The sequence below is a fragment of the Oscillospiraceae bacterium genome, from assembly GCA_025758045.1.
GTDB lineage: Bacteria > Bacillota > Clostridia > Oscillospirales > Ruminococcaceae > Gemmiger.
In genome coordinates this window covers 1707984-1730251 of record CP107208.1, presented here as the reverse complement: position 1 = coordinate 1730251, position 22268 = coordinate 1707984, and the positions used below count along the sequence as shown (strand labels likewise).

The following is a 22268-nucleotide window of genomic DNA, read 5'->3' as shown; positions in this document are numbered from 1 at the left end:
TGGATATTGGAATCCCAGACCACGTTTTGCTTTGAGCAAGACAGGCTTGCCATCAAATCATTTGAAAATGCTTTAGTGCATCCATAATTGCAGCTTCCTTTTCCGGCGGGCACTGTGGTACTTTCGCGTCTTCTTTCTTTGACAGATTATAATTCTGCCCCACATCTAGCCCGCACTTCCGCTTAACCTGGGAGATATACAGGCTGGACACCTTCAGGCCGTGCTTTTCCAGCACATAGGCTTTGATCTCATCATAGGTTGCCTTACTCTCCGCCGAAGTCAAATCCAACTCGTCCATCTTCACTTCGATCTCGATATGTTCCTTGCTTTGAAGTTTGGACAATAAACATACCGTCTCCACGTGCCGAGTCTGGGGGAAGAGATCCACCGGGGTGAAGCCCTTTGCCTTATACCCATGGCGGGCAAAAAGCGCTACATCCCGCGCCAAGGTTTCGGGGTCGCAGCTGACGTAGACTACCCGGCGGGGGGCCATTTTGGCCACGGCGGTGATGCACTCGGGCGTGCTGCCGGCGCGGGGCGGGTCCAGGAAGACCACGTCCGGATGCAGGCCCTCGTCTGCGGCGGCGGCCATCCACTCGGTAGCGTCGGCGCATACAAATTTGGCGTTGGACAGTTTATTATGCCGGGCGTTGGCGGCGGCATCTTTCACGGCGGCGGGGTTGCGCTCCACACCGATGACCTGCCCTGCGTGGGGCGCGGCGCACAGGCCGATGGTGCCGATGCCACAATAGGCATCCACCACGGTCTCCTTGCCGGTCAGCTTGGCGGCGTCCAGCGCGGCGCGGTACAGCACCTCGGTCTGCCGGGGGTTGACCTGGTAAAAACTGCGGGAGGAAATGGCAAACTGCAGCCCGCACAGCGTGTCCAACACAAAACCGGGGCCGTAGAGCGTTTTTTCCCGGTTGCCCAGCACAGCGCTGCTTAAAGTGGGGTTGATATTTTGCACAATACTGACGACCCACGGTGCTTTTTTGCGCAGAGCCGCGCAGAAATTACGGCTGCCGGGCAGCTCCGGCCCCGGCGTGACCAGTGTGACCAGCACCTGCCCCTTGCGGGAGCAGCGCAGCACCACGTGGCGCAGCAGGCCGGTGCGCTTGTCCTCGTCAAAAGCCGTGTAGCGGCAGGCGCGGGCGGCGTCCTGCACGGCGGCCAGCGTGCGGTTCAGCACCTCGTTTTGCAGCAGGCAGTCGGCCGAGGGCAGCACCTTATGGGTGCCCTCGGCGTACAAACCGCAGACCAGTTTGCCCTGCTGGGTGGCAAAGCTGGCGATGGCTTTATTGCGGTAATGCCACGGCTCGGCCATGGTGCGCAGCGGGGCCACCGGAGCAAAACCGCCCAGCAGCTTTTGCAGGCGCTGCTGCTTTTCGGCGGTCTGGCGCGGATAGGGCAGTGCCAGCAGCGGGCAGCCGCCGCACTTTTTACTAAAATTAACACAGGTCTTGGCCATGGGGCATCTCCTTTAAAATTGCAAGGGCAATACCGCATAATTCTAAGTGCCGATACGGCGAGCGAGGTGCGGCAGCTGCTAAGCCAAAAGCGCAGATAATACTTTGTGTATTATCGAGCATTTTGGCAACGCAGATGCCGTGCCGCACACCGAGCCGCAGCGAGGCGCTTCGGAGCGCAACCGACGCTTTGCGGCGGCTCTTGGCGCGGAGATCCGCCGGAGCGGTGCTTAAGCCGTTAGGCGGGAATTGTGCGGTGTTGCCCAAGGTCTTGCGCGGTATGTTACAATAAAGCTAGAGCATTTTTTGCGGCGTGTGCCGCATATTGTACAAACGGAGGGACTTTGTATGAACGTACTGCTGATCAACGGCAGCCCCCACAAGGAGGGCTGCACCTACCATGCCCTGTGTGAGGTTGCCAATACGCTGAACGCCGCGGGCATTGAGACGACGATCTACCACATCGGCCCCGCGCCGGTGGGCGGCTGTGTAGGCTGCGGCGGCTGCGCCAAGGCCGGGCACTGTGTGTTCGGCGGGCCGGTGGTGGATGTGCTGCCACTGGTGGAAAAGGCCGACGGCATCGTGTTTGGTGCGCCGGTACACTATGCCACGGCGGCGGGCAGCATGCTGGGCTTTATGCACCGGCTGGCCTACAGCGCCGGGCGGTATCTGCGGCACAAACCGGCGGCCATCGTGACCAGCGCACGCCGCGCCGGCACCACCACCGCCATTGAGGCTATGGAAAAGATCCCGCAGTTCTACGAGATGCCGCTGGTCAGCTCCACCTACTGGCCGATGGTCCACGGCACCAGCGGCGATCAGGTGGCCCTGGACGAGGAGGGCTGCCAGATCATGCGCAACCTGGGCACCAATATGGCCTGGCTGCTGAAGTGCATCGAGGCCGGCAAGGCCGCCGGTGTGGAAGTCCCCACCGCCGAGGGCGGCAAGCGGACGAATTTTATCCGTTGATAAGCTGTTTTTGAAAGGAGCCGCGCGGCGGCTCCTTTTTTTATGGGTACAAATTAAATTACCATGATGGCGTAAAATCCCAGCGCCGAAGCCGCCGCGATATAGGCCACACGCCCGGCCACGGCAAACACCAGCCCAAAGGCCAGCCCGGCCAGCACGTCGCTGACAAAGTGTACGCCCGTGACAACGCGGGAGACCGCTATGATGACGGCCAGAACCGCCAACACTGCCCCCAACGGCGGCAGCACGTACCACACCGTCGCTGCAATGGCCGCGGCTGAGAAGCAGTGGCGGCTGGGCATGCTCTGGCCGGTCTTATCTTTTGGAAACAATGGTACAAAGCCATATTTCGTATAAGGGCGCGGACGGTTAATGGCCGCACGCAGAGCCGTACCCACCACAAACGCCGCCGCAGGCACCACGGCAGTAACCCCCAGCGGCACCCACATGGCATGCCAGGCCAACCAGGCCAGCAGGCCCAGATACAGCAGATACACCGCCACCACAGCCCCCGTGCTGACAGCTCGCAGCGCCTTTTTTGCCGCCGGGCGGGCGTTGAACCAGCCGATCACCGTGCGATATTGCTGTTCGTTCATGGGTAGACCTCCCTAGTGTAAAATAGTACAGCATAAGCATAACACCGCGCAAAAGGGTTGTCAAACGCAGCGGCGCACAATATAATAGGTGTAATGTAAAAATAGGAGGATCCTGTTTTGTTTGGTTTTGCAAATGCGCTGCTGCTGGCCCTGTTTGCCGCAGCGGGTGTTGATTTGGTTTTGGCGCTGCGCCGCAAGGCAGTGGGGCAGCTGTTTACCGTGCCGCACTATCTGTTTGGGGATTGGGGCGGCGAGGCCCGTGCCCGGTGGGGGCAGCGTGCCTTTTTGCTGGCGCTGATGCTGTATGAGTTCACGGTGGTGTTCTGCAACAGCATGGCGCGGGAGAACTGGCCCTTTTTGCAGGGGCAGCTTGCCCCGGTGTTAGACATGATTATGTACACGCTGCTGTGCGGCAAGATTTTGCTGGGCACCCGCTACACCTGGCGGGAGCTGATCTGCGCCGGTGCGCTGTATTTTGTGGCGCGGTGGGTATATTTCAACGGGCAGAACATCTGGTTTTTGGGCCTTGTGATGGTGCTGTTGGCAGCCAAAGCTGTGCCGCTGCGGCGCAGTTTGCAGGCGTTTTTAGGCTGCGGCGTGCCCACGCTGGCGCTGGTGGAAGTGCTGCATTTTGCGGGCATTATCGCCCCCGACGCGCTGAGCGAGCGCAGCGGCAGCTACCGGCTGATGTTCGGGTACGGGCACCCCAACACCTTTGGCGGCATCGTGCTTGGGCTGGTGCTGGCCTGGGTGCTGCTGCGCCAGGCAAAGATCACCTGGGCCGAGATCGCCGCCGTAGCGGGCGTGGGGCTGTTTTTATACAAGGGCCCGGCGTCTCGGTCGCCTGCGCTGTGCACGTTTTTGCTGGCAGTGCTGCTGGTCTGCGCCAAACCGATGGACGCGCGCAAAGGGCGCAAGCTCACCGCCGGGCTGTGCGCCGCCATGGTGCCGGTGGTGGGGGCCATCAGCTATATTTTGCCGCTGTTCGTGGTAAAAATTGGTCCCTGGGCGGACGAAATCGGTCCTGCGTGGCTGGCAAAGCTGGACAGCCTGCTGACCTGCCGCATCTCGCTGGCGTGGGCGGCGTACCGCATATACGACATAAAAATTGCCGGCCAGATGCTGATGGACTGGCCGGCGATCGACAATATTTTTGTGTATTTCCTGTACCAGTTTGGACCGGTACTGGTGGTGTTGGCGGGCATCCTGATGGCCGTGACGCTGTACCGGCTGGCCCGGCACGGCCGCTGGCAGGCGGCGGCCTGTTTGCTGGTGGCGCTGTTTTATGGGTATATGGAGACGCAGGTCATCCACATCACCAGCGACCCGGCGCTGTTGCTGCTGGTACCAGCAGTGTTTGGGGATTCGCTTTCAGATTGATTTTGGCCCGCTTGTCGCAGCTGGCTTACGTGGCTCACCACCTTGCGGTGAGCCACTTTTTTAACGGCATCTAACCGTTATGCGTACTCTTTTGTGACCAAAAAGGGAAGCCCTTATGGATGCAACCCATGATAAAAGGGCGTCACCGCATGATGGTGACGCCCGCAGGGCTGTACCTTAATCCTCAGGGTATTCGATCTCCACGCCGTCGGCTTCCGCGGCGGTCTTCGCCGCCGTAACCAGCCCGCTTACCTCGCCGGAGGGCTTCTCCAGCAGGTACGCCCCTACCGGTTTGGTTTTGTACACCAGCAAAACGCAGTAGGTATCCTCGTCGCCGGTGGAAAGCTGCGGGCAAAGCAGCGTCCACTTTTCCACCGTTTTGCCTTTGTAGCTGCCCAGGTCCAGGCCGCTTTCCTGCACCACCTGGTTGAAAGCGGTAAAGCTGTCGTCCCACTTTTTGGGGATCTTCACCTTATCCACCGCCGCGCTGGACAGGTCCGTCTCGAACCCGTAGCCCGTAAAGTAGGTGCCGATGTCCTGGGTGGTCTCCACCGTGGCCGTCACCGGTGCAGCCGCAGCCACCGCGTCGCCGGAGAAATGCACCGCTGCCGCCACCGTGCCGCACAGGCATACCGCGCACAGGGCAAGCGCCCCCGCCTGCCGCAAGCCGGGTTTTGTTACCGTAAATAAAAACATACGCAGCCCCCCTGCCATTCGTTTTCACATAATGGTATGCGGGGGCTGCGTTTTGTATGTTATTTGTATTTTTCCACCGGCTCGTACCACTGGAAGATCACAGCATCGTTCTCGGCTTCCAGCTGCTTGGTGTTATGTTCCGGCAGGGCGGTCCACATCACCGGCATCGCGCCCAGGGCGTCGGCCAGGCGGACAGCCCAGTTGCGCTTATCGGGGCACCAGGCAATAAAATCCGGCCGGCCCAAAAAGTTGCCAAAGCAGTGGGACAACACATACGCCGGGACGGGATGGGTGCCGTCATGGCGGTAGCTGCGGTAACTGTCGGACAGCTGACCGCGTAGCACGCCGGGCGCCTGGTGGCGGATGATGCCCACCACGCGGGGGTCGAAGCTCTCGATGCAGTAGGGGCCGGGGTAGGCTTTCAGTGCGGCCAGGGTGGCACGGCAAAGGTCCTCCAGGTAGGGCTTGGTGTACTCGTGGCGGCTCTTAATCTCGACGATCAGCGGCGTGGCGGGATTGGCCTCGGCCACAGTGCGCAGCATGTCGGCAAACAGCGGCGGGTGGTCATCGCTGCCCGCCAGCGGCATGGCGGAGAACTCCGCCCATGCGACATCGTGGACAAAGCCCTTGCCGGGGGTCATGCGGTCCAGCGTATCATCGTGGAAAACCACCAGCTTATGGTCAGACGTAAACTGTACGTCCAGTTCAATGCCGTAGCCGTGGCGGGCCGCGGCGGCAAAAGCGGGCAGGCTGTTTTCCGGCGGGCGCTGGTCCTTGCCGAAGTAGCCGCGGTGGGCATAGTTGCGGCCATAGAACGGGGCCCGCAGGTCCTCGCGCTTAGCGCCGGGCCAGACGGCAAATAGCACCAGCGCAGCCAAAATCACAAGTATTACTAGCAAAATCATAATCTTTCACGCTCCGCCGCCATTGTACCGCGCGGCGCGGCAAAATGCAAGCTGTTTTTACTTATGGCAACATGTTGCTGTTGACCATGCCGCCGCTGCCCGCCCGCATGACGTGCTCGCAATGCGGGGTGCGGTAGAGGATGGCACCCTTGCGGACGTAAAGGAAGCGCTAACAGGGCCATCCGTTATAAAAGGCCCTGCCGCAGGACAGGCAGGGCCGGGTGGCCACCAATCAAAAAGAAGTTTTAAAACTTTTTCCCAAAAGTTTTCACAATTCTTCCATCATCACATTGTATTGTGTTATTATTATAAATAGAGGTAAATGAGGAGGTCATCCTTATGGCAAAAATATTGATCGTTGACGATGAACCGCGTATCCGGGACCTGATCCGGGAGCATCTGCAGTACGCCGGTTTTGTGTGTGAGGAAGCCGGGGACGGCGGCGCGGCGCTGGCCGTGCTGGCCCAGGGGGGCATCGATCTGGTGATCCTGGACATCATGATGCCCTTTATGGACGGCATGACCTGCCTGCGCGAGATGCGCACCCGCAAGATCATGACCCCCGTCATCATGCTGACTGCCCGCAGCGAGGAATACGATAAACTGGCCGGCCTCGAGGGCGGCGCCGACGACTACGTCGTCAAGCCCTTCTCCCCGCGGGAGCTGGTGGCCCGCGTCAAGGCCGTGCTGGCCCGTACCATGCCCAAACCTGCCGAGAACTCCGGCGTGTTCACCTTTGGCGACCTGGTCATTGATACCGCCAGCCACAGCGTCAAGGTAGCCGGGCAGGAAGCCCCGCTGACCCCCAAAGAGTTCGACCTGCTGGTCTTTTTGGTCAACAACAAGGGCATCGCCCTGAGCCGCGAGAAAATTTTGCAGCAGGTGTGGAACTACGATTATTACGGCGAGGACCGCACCGTGGACACCCACATCAAAATGCTGCGCGGCCATCTGGGCCCCTGCCGCAAATTCATCGTTACCGTGTGGGGCATCGGGTATAAATTCGACCCCGAAGTCTTATCGTAAGGGAAGTGCTGCGCTTTGAAAAACGCTAAAAAGCGCGCCCCGTCCATCAGCATCCGCTGGCAGCTGATGTTCTTCATCGGGGCCATGACCCTGCTGACCGTGGGGCTGATCTGGGGCATCATCACCTACGCGCTGGCCCCGAAATATAACGCCACCATCCGCCAAAACCTGACCAACAAAGCCAGCGCCATCACGGCCATTTTTGACCAGACCGACTCCGAAATTTCCAGCCGGGATTTCGGTGTTTTGCAGCTGGACGATGATTTTTGGACTGCTTTAGGCCAGACCTTTTCCGACAAAAAGATCAATATGGACGGCTACTGCGTCGACTTCAGCGATTCGACACTGCGCTGCCTGAAAGCCTACGAGAGCATGTTCCCCTGCCTGCTGCACGAGAGCAGCGGCTCGTTCAGCGGGGAGTTCGGGTACAACCTCAACACCCGCCAGCTCATCACCTTTAGGCAGGAATTGTTCGAGGAAGGCTCACTGTACAAGATCGTGCAGATCGGCTCCACCCGGCAGATGCTGGTGGGCCAGCTTTCGGCGGACGGCAAGTACGGCATCATCGTGTCCACCGGCATGGCACAGATCGCCACAGCCGCCGAGGTGCTGCGCAGCATCCTGTGGCCGGTGGCGCTGATCTTGCTGGTGCTGGATCTGCTGTTTGCCATGCTGTTCAGCCGGTGGTTCACCCGGCCGGTGCAGCAGCTTTCCAGCGGTGCAAAAGAGATTGCTGCCGGCAACTATGATATCCAGCTGCCCGTTGTACACCATGACGAGATTGGCCAGCTGGCCGAGGATTTCAACCACATGGCCGCTGAGGTCAAGCGCAGCGCCCAGCTGGAAAAAGACATTCTGGCCAATGTCAGCCACGACCTGCGCACCCCGCTGACCCTGATAAAGGGCTACGCCGAGACTGTGCGCGACCTGACCGGCACTGACGCCGAAAAGCGCACCGAGCAGTGCAACATCATTGTGGACGAGACCGACCGTCTGTCGGCACTGGTCAACAGCGTGATGGAGCTGAGCAAGGTGCAGAGCGGTGCCGAAAAGCCCAACCTCATTGATTTTGACATGGGCGAACTTTGCTTTGAAGTTGCGGGCCGCTACGACGCCCTGTGCGACCAGAACCACTGGCATCTGGAGTTGCAGGCCGACGAGGCCGCCCCGGTGCGGGCCGACCCCGCCATGATGGAGCGGGTGCTGCATAACCTCTTGGGCAACGCCTTCCACCACATCGGTGCGGACGGCCAGGTGATGCTGCGGGTGCTGCCCCAGCCGGACGGCTGCCGCGTGGAGATCGAGGATCACGGCCCCGGCATCCCGCCGGAGGATCTGCCCTATATCTTTGACCGCTACTACCGCGCACGGCAGGATTCCGGCAAAGTGGGCACCGGGCTTGGGCTTTCCATTACCAAAGCAATTTTACAGCAGCACGGCTTTGCCTTTGGCGTAAACAGCGCCATAGGGCAGGGCTCCACCTTCTGGTTCGTGATGCGGGACGTCCGCACCGGGCCGCAAGCCTGAAAGGAGACCCCGTATGGACGAGAAACTGAACCGCAAGATGGACGAACAGCTGGCCAGCCGCGTGGCCGAACTGGATGCCCATAACGACGAGACCGGCGACGGCAAACTGGACGCCGCCGACCTGAAAGCCCAGCTGAACCGCATTGAAGCCCAGCTGGAACTGCAGGACGAGCAGAACCGCAGCATTATGAAAAACCAGCGCCTGCGCATGCTGCTGACCATCATCATCACGGTAGTGCTGCTGGTGGTGCTGGGGCTGTTCTGGAACCACATGGACCAAGCCTATAAAGAGGTCATGACCGCCTGCACACAGGTAAACGAACTGGCCGACACCCTGCAAAGCAGCCTGGACACGCTGGACCCCGATGAACTGAACAACATGATGCAGGACCTGCCTGCCATCACCGAGCAGCTGAAGCAGCTGGATGTGGACAGCCTGAACACCGTGCTGCAAGGTTTGCCCACCTTGATGGACAACGTGAATAAACTGCAGCAGCAGGTGGAGACGATCACGAATACGTTCAGCGGAATTAGTGCGCTGTTTGGAAAATAATTTTTTGGAAGGCCCCCACTTGCGGGGCCTTTTTTCACACCTCATACAAAACTTTTACACAAATTCATGCTATAATGCCAAAGTCAAAATTTACCACCCCGTTAAAGAGGAAGGAATACCAAATGGAAGATACCGTAAAGACCCGGCACAATCCGCTGGCATGGTTCAGCAAGCATAAAAAGCTGACTGCCCTGCTGCTTGTGGTGCTGATCGCAGCTGTGCTGGTGCTGCGCGCTGTGCTGGGCGGCAAAAAGGCCGCCGGTTCCACCTACCAGTTCGTGCGCACCTCCACCCTGCAAAAGACAAGCCTGACCGACTCGGTGAGTGTGAACGGCACCGTCAAATCCGGCTACGAGGCCAGCGTCACCGTGGCAGATTCGGCCAAGCTGTACAAGGTCAGCGAGGTCAAGGTGGCCGTGGGCGATACCGTGAAAAAGGGTGACGTCATTGCCACGCTGGACACCTCCGACCTGGAAAAGCAGATCGAAAGTGCCGAGGAAAGCTACGGCGACACACTGAAATCGGCCCAGACCAGTTATGACCGTGCTACCGCCGACCTGGAAACTTCCACCGTGCAGCACGAGAATAGCCTCATCGACCTGCAGGCCAAGATCGACCAGGCTGACCAGAATTTGCAGGATGCCAAGGATGCCCTGACCAAGGCGCAGGAGAACGAGCGCAAGACCCAGAGCACCTACGATACTGCGGTATCTGACTATAACACGCTGAAATCCGCCTATGACAGCGCTTCGGCCAGCATCAGCACCTACACCGCCGCGCTGAACGCCGCTGCCGATGCCCAGAATCAGGCTATCTCCGCCGTAAACAGCGCCATTGCGGCTTACAACGCTGACCCCAGCGACGCCAACAAGGACGCAATGAACGCCGCCAACGACAACTTGAAGTCCGCGCAGGAAACCTACCAAAGCGCACAATCTTCCCTGACGGATGCCCAGAACAGCTGCTCTGCTCCCTCTTTGGGCCTGTACGGTTTCAACAATATTTCGGACGCCCTGAAAAACGCCGACAGCACCAAGAATCAGGCGGAATCCGCCCTGGACTCCGCTAAGAACGCTGTCGACACTGCCAATACCCAGATCAGTACCTGTGAGCAGCAGGTCAAGGCAGCCCACGACAGCTACGACCAGGAGAAGAACTACTCCAACCTGCTGAACAAATCCCAGAATGTGGAGGACAGCGCTACCAAGCTGGAGCAGGCCCAGCGTACCCCGGACAATCTGGAAACACTGCGCAGCACCCTGGAGGACTGCACCCTGACTGCCACGATGGACGGCACCATCACGGCGCTGAATGCTACCGTTGGTTCGGTCTGCAGCGGCACCGTGGCTACCATCCAGAATACCGATGCACTGGTGGTGGACGTGACCATTCCCGCCAACAGCGTGCCTAAACTTTCTACCGGCATGACCTGCCACATCACCAGCGATGCCACCGGCGACGCTGTGATCGACGGCACCCTGACCCAGATCGACCCTGTTGCCAACGACACGGGCAGCTTCGGCGCCAAGGTCGTGGTCAATGGCGATGCGGACGGCCTGCTGATCGGCATTTCCGCCAAGGTGGAGATCGTTATCAGCGAGAAAGACAACGTCTTTATCGTGCCCCGCGACGCTGTGGGCACCGCCGACGACGGCAGCAGCTACGTGCTGCGCAAGACCGGCGGCGAAGGCGTGGATATGACCTTTGAGCAGGTGACCGTGACCACCGGCGACACCAACGATTTCTATGTGGAGATCACCGGCAGCGACCTGCAGGAGGGCGATGTGATCCGCTCCAGCGCCGACCTGACCCAGGGTATTGAGACCAGCAACGACTCCACCCTGCCCGACGGCGTGCAGCAGATGGAAAACGGCGACCTGTATGTAGGCGACCCCAGCAACATGCCCGAGGGCACTGTTGTGATGGGCGGCGGCGATGCCCCGGCAGGCGGCCCTGACGGCGGGCCGGGAGGCGGACAATGAGCCAGAGCCCTACCCCCATCCGCCGCGGCGCCGACGCCCGCGATACCGAAGCCTTTGCCAAACAGATCGCTGCAAGCCTGCTGACCCAGAATGATGCCCCGCAGCCTGTCTCCCCTGTCCCGGAAACCAAAAAGCCGCTGATTGAGATGCACGGCATCCGCAAAAGCTACTACATCGGCAAGCCCAATGAGTTGGAAATTCTGCACGGCATCGATTTGACGGTCTACCCCGGTGAATTTGTGGCCATCGTGGGCGAGTCCGGCTCCGGCAAATCCACCCTGATGAACATCATCGGCGTGCTGGATAAGCCCACCTCCGGTGAGTACACGCTGGACGGCGTGAACATCCATGACGCCAAAGATAACCAGTTGGCCGATATCCGTAACCGCAAGATTGGCTTTGTGTTCCAGACCTACAATCTGATCGGCCGGCAGAGCGCCTTGAAAAACGTCGAGCTGCCGATGCTGTACGCCGGTGTGCCCGGCGGTGAGCGCACCCGCCGCGCCAAGGAATGGCTGGAGCGCGTAGGCATGGGCGAGCGCATGAAGCACCAGCCCAACGAGCTTTCCGGCGGCCAGAAGCAGCGTGTAGCCATCGCCCGCGCCATGGTCAACGAACCGGCGCTGATTTTGGCCGATGAGCCCACCGGCGCGCTGGACAGCCAGACCAGCCGCACCGTCATGGATCTGTTCCATGAAATGCACAACACCTACCACAAAACCATCGTGCTCATCACCCACAACCCCGAGCTGGCCGACGAATGTGAGCGTGTGCTGACCCTGCGGGACGGGCTGATTGTGGGCGAAAGAAAGGGGAGTGGCAAACGTGCAGCTCTTTGAGAATATCAGCATGGCCTTTGCCAGCGTGCGCAGCAACAAGATGCGCAGCCTGCTGACCATGCTGGGCATCATCATCGGCATTGCGGCGGTCATTGCCATTGTCACGGTGGGCAACAGCATGACCGGCTCGGTCACTGACTCAATGTCCGGCATGGGCGTAAGCAACATTACGGTAACGGTCAAGCAGAAAACCTCCGGCGATACCCAGGGCACGGCCCAGGGTGTGACGCTGCGCCGCTTTATGGACGAGACCCCCGGCGAAAGCGACCGCATTACCGATGCGATGATCCATGATTTTTATGCAGCTTTTCCTGACAAGGTAGACCACTTTGAATACACGGTGGACGTCGGCCAGGAGACGATTTCTAAATACGGCGACCCCACCACGACCATCAAAGCCTCAGTCAGCGGCGTAAACCACGACACGCTGGCCAACAAGGACGATGACTCGCAAATCTTATACGGCCGCTGGCTGGACGATGCCAAAGACACGGGCCGTATGCTGGCCTGTGTCTCGGAGAAGTTCGTCACCCAGGCCATCGGCGGCAGCCCGCAGGATGCCATCGGCAAGTCCTTCACTCTGCAGGGCAGCGACGGCACTTTGTACACCTATTTCATCGTAGGTGTGTATAAATACACCGAGGACAGCTATTCCAGCATGTTCGGTTCCACCAGCGATGATGACATCCAGACGGACATCTACATCCCGCTGGACGTGGCCCGCACCATCACCGGCATCGCCAGCGGCTACCAGAGCTTTACGGTGGTGGCCGCCAACGGCGTGGACGTGACCAGTTTTGTGAACACCGTAGGCGATTTCTTCGCCAGCTACTACACCTACAACGACAGCTGGACGGTCAGCGCGTCCAGCATTTCCAACCTGGTAGAAAGCATGACCGAAATGCTGAACACCGTGTCTCTGGGCATCTCGGCCATTGCCGCCATCTCGCTGCTGGTGGGCGGCATCGGCGTTATGAACATCATGATGGTCTCGGTCACCGAGCGCACCCGTGAGATCGGCACCCGCAAGGCGCTGGGCGCCCCGGCGTCGGCCATCCGCATGCAGTTTATCACCGAGAGCGTGATCCTCTGCCTGATCGGCGGTGTCATCGGCGTGGTGCTGGGTATCGCGGCCGGTGTGGGATTGAGCACCCTGATGAAAGTGCCGGGCAAGCCTACGATTTCTTCCATCGTAGTGGCCGTTGGTTTCAGTATGGCCATTGGCGTGTTCTTCGGGTATTACCCCGCCAACAAAGCCGCCAAGCTGGACCCGATTGAAGCTTTGAGATACGAATAACCGTTAAAATCCGAAATAAAACGCCCCCGGATGCACATTGGTTCGTGCATCCGGGGGTGTTTTTGCTTTAGGCAATACCGCACAATTCCCGCCTGACGGCTTAAGCACCGCTCCGGCGGATCTCCGCGCCAAGAGCCGCCGCAAAGCGTCGGTTGCGCTCCGAAGCGCCTCGCTGCGGCTCGGTGTGCGGCACGGCATCTGCGTTGCCAAAATGCTCGATAATGTCGGGTTGCGGTACCCGCATCGTGCTTCGGGGACAAAAGCCCCTCGCACTCTGCGACCGCTGCCCCTGCTTCGGTTCGCTGTATCCGCCACCGGCGGCGCTCACCTTTGCAGCACAAAGTATTATCTGCGCTTTTGGCTTAGCAGCTGCCGCACCTCGCTCGCCGTATCGGCACTTAGAATTATGCGGTATTGCCTTTATTTACTCCGCGCTTTCCGGGGTGGCAATTTCGGTGGTCTGGCTGCCGTAGAGGGCGTTGAACTGGCGTTCTGTTTCCTCATTCAGGTAATCAACGCTGGGGTAAACGTCGTCGTGTTCATCGGCATAGCGATTGCTGATCTGTTCCCGCAGGTCAGCCTTGATGGCATTGTCGCGGGCTTCTTTGCTGTCGTAGCAATCGTAGTTATAGTAGTAGCCCTTCTGCACCCGCCTGGCCAGCTGCTCGGTGGTCAAGCCGTCGGCAAAGGATTGGGAGAACTCGGCACGGTAAGTATCATACACGCCGCCGACATTTTCCTCGGTGCCAAAATTCATGGTGGTAAAGTTCCAGCCTGCGGCTTTGGCGGCCTGCACAATGGCGGCACAGTTGGCGGCAAACTCCGGCTCATTGCCGGCGGCGTCCTGGCGGAAGTTCAGGTACAGGATCAGGGTGTCGCCCGGCTCCAGCGTGTAGTCCACGTTTTCCATATCGGTGCGGTTAAAATCAACGCTGGCGTACATCGAGGTCACGCTGGCTTTCAGCTCCGGGTCGGCGGAAAGCTGCTCGTACATGCTGTCCACGACCTGCTGCTCGATGCGTTTTTCGGCGTTGCGGTCCGCGCCGCCCAGCCAGCGCCAGGCCAGCGGTATCAGGGACGCCGTGCCCACCACGACCAGGACGAACGCGCAGCCCAAAATGCCCAGCCAATCAAACTTGATCTTTACGTTTGGCTTGGTGCTGTAGACCAGCACCTCGATGCCCAGCACGATGAGGATGACCGGCGCGAATTTTAACACAGCCAGCAGGTTTGCCTTGGGCATGAACTGCTGGGCCAGCAGCAGTACACCACCCGCGATGAGCAGCACCGCAAAGGCCATCGTGCCCACGCGGCGGACTTTTTTAGGCGGTTCCGCCGGGGAATTTTGCACCGGCGGGTTGGTTTTCATTTCATCCATTTTGTAATACCTCGCTTTGCATTATACAGATTGTATTAGCATTAAGACGCAGCAGAGCAGTGCCTCCCTCTGCGAGGGAGGTGGCTGCGCGAAGCGCAGACGGAGGGAGAGACCGCCCCATTAGCTGCCGCTGAATCGTAGGCTCTCTCCCCCATCCGCTTTGCGGGAGCCCCCTCCCAGAGGGGGCCTTTTTATGGTCTGCTTCCTTACTGCTTTTCATTCGGATACGGCGGAAGGGTGTCGGCCTCGTTGGGGTCAGCCTTCTTGGCCGGGTGCAGGCCCAGCAGCTTGATGCCGGCCACCACCAGCAGGATGCCCACCAGGATATTGGGGATGCCGTGGATGATATCATACGCATAACCGTAGCCGAAGAAATGCACCAGCACGGTGGTCATCCAGTCCGCGATGAGGATATCATACAGCGCCCAGACGCCAAAGGCGATCAGGCCCCAGCCCAGCAGCTTGTTATGCTGGGGCAGTATGGCCCTAATATTGTCCCAGTTGGCGGGCAGAAGCAGGTCGTCGTCCTTGGGTTCCCCTGCCGCCAGATGACGGATGAGGTCATAGGTGTCAAAAAAGCTGTACATCCACACGATGACTGAGCCAACGACCAGAACATCCACCAGCGTGCCTGCCATGATAAACAGGCAGAAGAACGTGATCATCGACAGGCCGCGCTTCATATAACCGTAGTACATTTGGCCTGCGCCTGGGATGCAGGCAAAAATAAATGTCAGAAATGCGTTCTTTTTCATAGTTTATTCCCCCTTGGCGGTACCGCCGCCGATTGGTTCTGTTTTCAGCTGTTCCAGGCCGCTTTCGGCGGTCAGGGTAAAGTTTTTAAAGGTATTGTTCAGGCTTTCGTAAAAGCCGCCCACTACGCTGTTCACGCGCTGGCGGAAACTGGGCTGCGGCTCGGTGGGTGTGGGTCTGGCCACGGGCACGCCTGTGCTGCCAGTTATGCCGAAAGTGGTCACGTTCCACAGCAGGAAAGCCAGCGCCACCGCGGCCGCCGTGGAAACGTAGCGGTTGGTCATAATGCGGAAGCTGCGCAGCCGCATGAGGTTCTGCACCTGCGGGATCAGGTCGCGCATCGGCTGCTGCAGGCATTCCGGCGCGTTATCGATCATTTTGGTGTACCGCAGCAGGCAGTAATCGCAAAATGTCAGGTGCTCGGCCGCTTCCAGCGCCCCCAGATCGTCGAGGGTGCCGTCCTTCAGGGCATACAGACCCTCGTCGGTCAGGTGGCCTTCGGCGTCAAACAATTTTTCGTTATCAAAGTAAAGGCTCATTCCTTCTGCCTCCTCTCGATGATCTGCTGGCGCAGGATGTTCTTGGCGCGCCAGAGCTGGTTATTGACCGTGGCAGGCGGACGGCCAACGGCGGCCGCGATCTCTGCGGTGGTCTTATGTTCCAGAAAGTACAACACAGCAATTCTGCCGTAGGGTTCGCGCAGGCTGCGCACCATAGTTTCCACTTCGGCGGCACCGGCCCGCTCGGTCAGCTGCTCGATGGGGTCCTGCGCGTCCCCGAGGGGTGCTCCCCGTGGTTCGGGCAGGGCATCGTCCCCCGGGGCTTCCACCCGGCGCACCCAGCTGCTTTTTAAGTGGTCCTTGCATTTGTTGGCGGCCACACGCACCAGCCAGGCCTTGTAATACTGGGGCTCGCACCGGTCAATGGCCGAAAAGGCGGAGAGGAAGGTATCCTGGGTCAGGTCCTCGGCGGTGTGGGGGTCGTGAACAAACTGCAGGCAGACCGTGTAGATCAGCCGCTGATATTGCTGCATCAGTTCGGTAAATTCTCCGTTTGTCAGTTCCCACACCTCCTTTGTTTTGTCTTTCTGTTTACTAAAACGAATCCCCCGCGCCGGATTTTGCAACGCGGGGGATATTTTTTAAATTTCTTTTAAGATTTCTCTCAAATTTCGATGTCCAGGCTTACGGGGCAATGGTCGCTGCCCATGATGTCCATTAAGATACCGGCCTCTTTGATGTTGGGGGCCACGCGGTCGCTGACGAGGAAATAGTCGATACGCCATCCTGCGTTCCGCTCACGGGCGCGGAAGCGCATGCTCCACCAGCTGTACATGCCGGTGTCGGCGGGGTGCAGGCAGCGGAAGCTGTCGGTGAAACCGGCGGCCAGCAGTTCGTCCAGCTTGCCGCGTTCCTGGTCGCTGAAGCCCGCCGCGCCGCGGTTGGGGCCGGGGTTCTTCAGGTCGATGTCCTCGTGTGCGACGTTGAGATCGCCGCAGAGGATGACAGGTTTAACGGCGTCCAGCTTCTTTAAATAAGTACGCAGGTCATCCTCCCACTGCATGCGATAATCGATGCGGGCCAGCTCGTTTTGGGAGTTGGGCACATAGAGGTTGACCAGGTAAAAATTCGGGTATTCCAGCGTGATGGCGCGGCCCTCATGGCTGTGGGCTTCGCAGTCGATGCCATAGTTGACCGACAATGCCGGAGTCTTGGCCCAGATGGCCGTGCCGGAGTAGCCTTTTTTCTCGGCGCTGTAAATATACTCTGTATAGCCTGCCGGGGCGAAGTCCGCCTGGCCGGGTTGCATTTTGGTCTCCTGCACGCAGAAAAAGTCGGCATCCAGGGCGTTGAAGGTATCCTCAAAACCCTTTTTCAGGCAAGCCCGCAGGCCGTTGACGTTCCAACTGATGAATTTCATGAGGTAAGCCTTTCTTTTGTTTTACGTGGGTGTATGGGCGGCTTTCTGTGTTCCGCCTCCTTGCGGCGGGGCCGGGGCGGCATCCGCCAAAGCCAAAAATCAATTCGGCATCTTAACTGCTTTTTTCTTCCAGACGCCGCTGACGAAGCGGCCGACAAAGCAAATGCTGCGGCAGACCCAGTCAATGACCATGGCCCACCAGACGCCGACGGCGCCCCAGCCCATGTTGACGCACAAGATCCAGCTGAACGCCAAACGCCAGACGAGCATCGAGACCACCGATGCGACCATCGTAAACTTTACGTCGTTGGCGGCGCGCAGAGCGTTGGGCAGCACAAAGGCCGCCGGCCAGATCAGGATACCCATGGCGCAGTGGATGATGACCAGTTCCGCCGCCAGGCTGCGGGTCTCCGGCGATAGGGTGTACATATTCAGCACCACCCCCAGCGACAGGATGACCGCCGCATTGGCAATGCCCTGGGCAATGTAGTCCCACAGCATCAGCTTTTTGGTGTAGTACACCACCTGCTGCATGTCCTGTGCGCCCACGCAGCGGCCCACTACGGTAATGATCGCCAGACCCATGGCCTGGCCGATGATAGCGCCCACGGCGTCCAGGTTATTGGCCACCGCATTGGCCGAGATATGCACCGTGCCGAATAACGAGATCATCGACACCACCAGCACACGGCCCAGCTGGAACAGGCTGTTCTCACAGGCCGAGGGGATGCCGATGCGCAAAATGCTTTGCACGGTCCCCCTCTCCAGGTGGGTGACCGACCGCGGCGTAATGTGCAGCACATACTCATGCTGAGCGGCCAGCGCCAGGATGATAAACGCGCCCACCGCACGGGAGATCAGCGTGGGGATGGCCACGCCCTCGACGCCCATGCCCAGCAGGTAGATGCAGATGGCATTGCCGCCAAAGTTGATGGCGTTAACGATGACTGACACCTTCATGGACACAGCGCTGTTGCTGGTGGAGCGGAAAATGGCCGCACCTGCGTTATACAGCGCCAAAAACGGGAAAGACAGTGCCGTGATGGTAAAGTAGATCACCGCCGCGTCCATAACGTCATCGGTGATGGCGCCAAACAGCAGGCGCAGCATCGGGCGGCGGGTCAGCAGGCAGAACGCCGCCACCGCCAGACCCAGCAGGGCACTTAACCCCACCAACTGTCCGGCACTGCGGGCGGCCTGCTCAGGCTTTTTGGCGCCCAGATACTGGCTGGTAACCACAGCGCCGCCGGTGGCCAGCGCCGCAAACACCGTAATGATGAGCTGGTTGATCATATCCACCAGCGAAACGCCGGAGATGGCGGCCTCGCCTACCGACGAGACCATGACCGTATCCGCCATGCCCACCAGCACGCTGAGCGTCTGTTCAATAATCAGCGGCCAAAGCAGCGTGAGCAATTCGTGATTGGCAAAAAGTTTTTCCCTTTGTAAAGGCTGCATAGCAGCGCGTCCCCTCTTTATGTGAACATATAATAAAGTATAGCACAAAGCCGGGGTGCGTGCAATGCGCAAACGAAGTTCCATCTTGCACAGCGGAAAGCTTTGTGCTATACTGGCGGCAGATAGAAGTTAGAATAATCAAACTTTTTTATAAGAGGACTGGAAAAAATGACACTGGCAGAAATCAAAGTTGGGCAGGATGCGGTACTGCGCACCATCGGCGGCCAGGGCGAGCTGCGCCACCACCTGCTGGATATGGGCCTGACCCCGGGCACCGAGGTGACCCTGCGCAAGGTTGCCCCCATGGGCGACCCCATCGAAGTAGAGCTGCGCGGCTACGAGCTGACCCTGCGGCTGGCTGATGCCGCCAAGATCGAAGTGGACAATGTCCACGAAACGGACCGCGCTGCCCGCAGCGAGACACGGCACGCGCCTGTGCCCCACCCCGGCGTGGGCGAACTGCGCAAGGCCGCCAGCTACCACGACCGCAAGGCGGGCAGTGAGATCGCCAAAGGACAGCCGCTGCGTTTTGCCCTGGCCGGCAACCAGAACTGCGGCAAAACGACGCTGTTCAATCAGTTGACCGGCTCCAACCAGCATGTGGGCAACTTTCCCGGTGTCACGGTAGACCGCAAGGACGGCATGATCCGCGGCCATGCCGAGGCCACCGTCACCGACCTGCCGGGCATCTATTCCCTGTCGCCCTATTCCAGCGAGGAGATCGTCACCCGGGACTTCCTGCTGAACACCCACCCAGACGGCATCATCAATATCGTTGATGCCACGAATATTGAGCGCAACCTTTACTTAACCATGCAGCTGATGGAACTGGAGATTCCGATGGTGTTGGCGCTGAATATGATGGACGAAGTGCGCGCCAATGGCGGCACCATCATGGTCAACGAACTGGAGGAACTGCTGGGTGTGCCGGTGGTGCCCATCTCGGCCGCCAAGAACGAGGGCATCGACGAGCTGGTGGAGCATGCCCTGCATGTGGCCCGCCACCGCGAGGTCCCCGGCCGCATCGATTTCTGCGATGCCACCGATGGCAAGGACGGCGCGGTACACCGCTGCATCCACGCCGTGGCCCACCTGATCGAGGACCACGCCCAGCACGCCGGTCTGCCACTGCGGTTTTCCGCCACCAAGCTGGTGGAGGGTGATCAGCTGATCGAAGCTGCTTTGCAGCTGGACGAAAACGAGACCGAACTGCTGGGCCATACCATCGCCGAGCTGGAAAACGAGACCGGCCTGGACCGCGAGGCTGCCCTGGCTGACATGCGCTTTACTTTTATCGAGCGCCTGTGCGACAAGACCGTGGTGCGCCCCGGTGAAAGCCGCGAGCACAAGCGCAGCGTGGCTATGGATAAGGTCCTGACCGGCAAGTACACCGCCCTGCCCTGCTTTATCGGCATTATGGCGCTGGTGTTCTGGCTGACCTTCGGGGTCATCGGCGCGGCGCTGTCTGACCTGCTGACTTTGGGTATCGACGCCGTGACCAACGCCGCTGACCATGCGCTGACCGCCTACGGCATCAACCCGGTGGTGCACAGCCTTGTCATCGACGGCATTTTTGCCGGCGTGGGCAGCGTGCTGAGCTTTTTGCCCGTTATCGTCACTTTGTTCTTCTTCCTTTCCATCCTGGAGGATACCGGCTATATGGCCCGCGTGGCGTTTGTGATGGATCAGCTGCTGCGCCGGGTGGGGCTTTCGGGCCGCAGTTTTGTGCCGATGCTGATCGGCTTTGGCTGCTCGGTGCCTGCTATCATGGCCACTCGTACTTTGTCCAGTGACCGCGACCGCAAGATGACCATTCTGCTGACACCGTTCATGAGCTGCTCGGCTAAGCTGCCGATCTACGCACTGTTTACCACCGCGTTTTTCCCGCGGCAGTGGCGGGCCGTTGTAATGGTGGGGCTGTACCTGACCGGCATCGTATGCGGTATTTTGTACGCGCTGGTGCTGAAACTGACCCGCTATAAGGGCGAGCCTGTTCCCTTCGTCATGGAGCTGCCCAACTACCGCTTTCCCTCGGCCCGCAGCGTGGGCCAGCTGATTTGGGAGAAGGCCAAGGACTTTTTGCAGAAAGCCTTTACCATTATTTTTGTGGCCACCGTGTTGATCTGGTTCCTGCAGACTTTTGATACACGGCTGAATGTTGCAGCGCCGGATACCAGCCTGCTGGCATTGATCGGCAGCTGGGTAGCGCCGATCTTTAAGCCGCTTGGCTTTGGTGACTGGCGTGTTTCTACCGCGCTGCTCACCGGCTTTACCGCCAAGGAGAGCGTTGTTTCCACCTTGACGGTGCTGCTGGGCGGCGATACGGCAGCACTTTCCACGATGTTTACCCCGTTTACCGCCGTGGTATTTTTGGTGTTTACCCTGCTGTATACCCCCTGCGTGGCCGCTGTGGCCGCCGCCAAGCGCGAACTTGGTAGTGCAAAAGCCGCCGCCGGGGTGGTTGTGATGCAGTGCGGTATTGCATGGGTGGTTGCCTTTGTGGTACACTGTATAGGTACACTGCTGGGGTTTGTGTGAACCCTTGTCCCGGAGGTAATTGACTATGGCAAGTGCGATCATTGTAGTGGTAATTTTTGTGCTGCTGGCGCTGGCAATCCTGTTTATCTGCCAGAACGGCGGCTGGCAGGGTGGCTGCGGCGGCAACTGCGCCAGCTGTCACCAGCATTGCAGCGATAAAGAAAAACAGGAAAAGAAGAAGTAACCAGCACATAAAAATGCTCCCCTCACGGGGAGCATTTTTTGTGTGTATGTATAATTTACTGGACGGCAATGGACTCCAGCCTGTAAACCGTTCTGCCATCCGGGCCAGCTGTGCAGGTGAAGTGGTAAACCAAGACCCTGCTTTGCCGGGTGGAATCCTCGAATTGGGTATCCCCCGCTTCCGCAAACACCTGTGCTTTTGACGTCGCGGTATCAATTTTCACATTCGTTACCGTAATATCACCATACGGGAGAGATGTCTCCTGACTATAATAGCAGATCCCGTTTTGCGGCTCGCCAAAAGGCCATTCGGTTATATCCGAAATAGAAAGGTCCGAAAGCCCCAAATATATCGCAGCCGTTTGCAGCAGATCACTTTCCGGAATTTCCCAAAAGTAATTATCATTTTGTGTATAGGTACTGCCTTCGCCCTTGCTTTCAAAGGTTTGGTACAGCAAAAAGAACGATAAATAGTAATCCTGCGGAAGTTCTTTCGTGCTTTGCAGGGGCGTATTAAAGAAACAGCCCAGCGTTTGGGTATACGATGCAAGCTCGGATTCCTGCGCCGCCTGGTCAGGGGCCGCAGGCATCTGTTCGCCTTGCGCCGGTGTACTTTCGGGCGTCGGTTCAGACGATGCCGCGGGTTCCTCTACCGGCGCAGTACTTGCAGTCGCGGGTGCCGGTGTCTCGACCGGGGTATCGGTGGGCTGGGCGGTCTGCGCTGGCACATTCTGTACCCCGCAGGCTGCAAGGGCCAGGGGCAGGGCCAGCAGGCAGGCGATGGCTTTTTTCATAGGGTATT

General features: G+C 59.1%; 21 protein-coding genes. 10 read left to right on the top strand and 11 right to left on the bottom strand.

Annotated elements, in window-relative coordinates; all coding sequences use genetic code 11:
* Nucleotides 1–52: 52 nt before the first annotated feature.
* Nucleotides 53–1468, bottom strand: a complete 1416-nt coding sequence (gene rlmD / locus OGM81_08130; GenBank protein UYJ42319.1) for a 23S rRNA (uracil(1939)-C(5))-methyltransferase RlmD — start codon at nt 1466–1468, stop codon at nt 53–55.
* 346 nt (nt 1469–1814) lie between these two features.
* Here rlmD and OGM81_08125 point away from each other — a divergent pair, with 346 nt between their 5' ends.
* Nucleotides 1815–2435 carry a flavodoxin family protein gene (locus OGM81_08125; GenBank protein ID UYJ42318.1) on the top strand — a complete coding sequence of 207 codons (621 nt, stop codon included), beginning with the start codon at nt 1815–1817 and terminating at the stop codon, nt 2433–2435.
* A gap of 53 nt (nt 2436–2488) precedes the next feature.
* Here OGM81_08125 and OGM81_08120 read toward each other — a convergent pair whose 3' ends face one another.
* The gene (locus tag OGM81_08120) at nt 2489–3031 is read right to left on the bottom strand and encodes a phosphatase PAP2 family protein (GenBank protein ID UYJ42317.1); all 543 of its coding nucleotides are present in this window, start codon (nt 3029–3031) and stop codon (nt 2489–2491) included.
* Between the two features lie 117 nt (nt 3032–3148).
* Here OGM81_08120 and OGM81_08115 point away from each other — a divergent pair, with 117 nt between their 5' ends.
* Nucleotides 3149–4411, top strand: a complete 1263-nt coding sequence (locus OGM81_08115) for a hypothetical protein (GenBank protein ID UYJ42316.1) — start codon at nt 3149–3151, stop codon at nt 4409–4411.
* A 177-nt stretch (nt 4412–4588) separates the two neighbouring features.
* Here the strand turns inward: OGM81_08115 and OGM81_08110 are convergent, their stop codons facing one another.
* Together OGM81_08110 and OGM81_08105 are read right to left on the bottom strand one after the other, a co-directional pair.
* Complete coding sequence (locus tag OGM81_08110; protein ID UYJ42315.1) at nt 4589–5107, bottom strand: DUF4830 domain-containing protein; 519 nt, start codon at nt 5105–5107, stop codon at nt 4589–4591.
* Nucleotides 5108–5166: 59 nt separating this feature from the next.
* Nucleotides 5167–6012: a glycerophosphodiester phosphodiesterase family protein gene (locus OGM81_08105; protein UYJ42314.1), complete on the bottom strand. Its 846-nt coding sequence runs from the start codon at nt 6010–6012 to the stop codon at nt 5167–5169.
* 339 nt (nt 6013–6351) lie between these two features.
* On the opposite strand from OGM81_08105, the gene OGM81_08100 reads away from it, so the two are divergent.
* The 6 genes from OGM81_08100 to OGM81_08075 all read left to right on the top strand — a co-directional run bounded on the left by OGM81_08100 (nt 6352) and on the right by OGM81_08075 (nt 13236).
* Complete coding sequence (locus tag OGM81_08100) at nt 6352–7038, top strand: response regulator transcription factor (protein UYJ42313.1); 687 nt, start codon at nt 6352–6354, stop codon at nt 7036–7038.
* Between the two features lie 15 nt (nt 7039–7053).
* Nucleotides 7054–8565, top strand: coding sequence for a HAMP domain-containing histidine kinase (locus tag OGM81_08095; protein ID UYJ42312.1), 1512 nt, complete (start codon nt 7054–7056; stop codon nt 8563–8565).
* Between the two features lie 13 nt (nt 8566–8578).
* Nucleotides 8579–9118 carry a hypothetical protein gene (locus OGM81_08090; GenBank protein ID UYJ42311.1) on the top strand — a complete coding sequence of 180 codons (540 nt, stop codon included), beginning with the start codon at nt 8579–8581 and terminating at the stop codon, nt 9116–9118.
* A 122-nt stretch (nt 9119–9240) separates the two neighbouring features.
* The gene (locus OGM81_08085; GenBank protein UYJ42310.1) at nt 9241–11100 is read left to right on the top strand and encodes an efflux RND transporter periplasmic adaptor subunit; all 1860 of its coding nucleotides are present in this window, start codon (nt 9241–9243) and stop codon (nt 11098–11100) included.
* A gap of 137 nt (nt 11101–11237) precedes the next feature.
* The gene (locus OGM81_08080) at nt 11238–11939 is read left to right on the top strand and encodes an ABC transporter ATP-binding protein (protein ID UYJ44987.1); all 702 of its coding nucleotides are present in this window, start codon (nt 11238–11240) and stop codon (nt 11937–11939) included.
* Nucleotides 11926–13236, top strand: coding sequence for an ABC transporter permease (locus OGM81_08075; protein ID UYJ44986.1), 1311 nt, complete (start codon nt 11926–11928; stop codon nt 13234–13236). Before OGM81_08080 ends, OGM81_08075 begins: the two co-directional genes overlap by 14 nt.
* Before the next feature lie 424 nt (nt 13237–13660).
* On the opposite strand, the gene OGM81_08070 is transcribed toward OGM81_08075, so the two are convergent.
* From OGM81_08070 to OGM81_08045, 6 genes are all read right to left on the bottom strand, one after another.
* Nucleotides 13661–14614 (bottom strand): hypothetical protein, encoded by a 954-nt coding sequence (locus OGM81_08070; protein ID UYJ42309.1) that lies wholly within the window; start codon nt 14612–14614, stop codon nt 13661–13663.
* A 206-nt stretch (nt 14615–14820) separates the two neighbouring features.
* Nucleotides 14821–15369, bottom strand: coding sequence for a hypothetical protein (locus OGM81_08065; protein UYJ42308.1), 549 nt, complete (start codon nt 15367–15369; stop codon nt 14821–14823).
* A 3-nt stretch (nt 15370–15372) separates the two neighbouring features.
* Entirely contained in the window at nt 15373–15906 is a 534-nt protein-coding gene (locus tag OGM81_08060; GenBank protein ID UYJ42307.1) for a hypothetical protein, read from the bottom strand.
* A complete protein-coding gene (locus OGM81_08055; GenBank protein ID UYJ42306.1) occupies nt 15903–16436 on the bottom strand; it encodes a sigma-70 family RNA polymerase sigma factor in 534 nt (177 codons plus the stop codon). Before OGM81_08055 ends, OGM81_08060 begins: the two co-directional genes overlap by 4 nt.
* Nucleotides 16437–16531: 95 nt before the next feature.
* Entirely contained in the window at nt 16532–17287 is a 756-nt protein-coding gene (locus OGM81_08050) for an exodeoxyribonuclease III (protein ID UYJ42305.1), read from the bottom strand.
* A 99-nt stretch (nt 17288–17386) separates the two neighbouring features.
* Nucleotides 17387–18745, bottom strand: coding sequence for an MATE family efflux transporter (locus tag OGM81_08045; protein ID UYJ42304.1), 1359 nt, complete (start codon nt 18743–18745; stop codon nt 17387–17389).
* Nucleotides 18746–18913: 168 nt separating this feature from the next.
* Here OGM81_08045 and feoB point away from each other — a divergent pair, with 168 nt between their 5' ends.
* Together feoB and OGM81_08035 are read left to right on the top strand one after the other, a co-directional pair.
* A complete protein-coding gene (gene feoB / locus OGM81_08040) occupies nt 18914–21283 on the top strand; it encodes a ferrous iron transport protein B (GenBank protein ID UYJ42303.1) in 2370 nt (789 codons plus the stop codon).
* Between the two features lie 25 nt (nt 21284–21308).
* Nucleotides 21309–21467: a FeoB-associated Cys-rich membrane protein gene (locus OGM81_08035; GenBank protein UYJ42302.1), complete on the top strand. Its 159-nt coding sequence runs from the start codon at nt 21309–21311 to the stop codon at nt 21465–21467.
* 55 nt (nt 21468–21522) lie between these two features.
* Here OGM81_08035 and OGM81_08030 read toward each other — a convergent pair whose 3' ends face one another.
* Nucleotides 21523–22260, bottom strand: a complete 738-nt coding sequence (locus OGM81_08030) for a hypothetical protein (GenBank protein ID UYJ42301.1) — start codon at nt 22258–22260, stop codon at nt 21523–21525.
* Nucleotides 22261–22268: the final 8 nt, after the last annotated feature.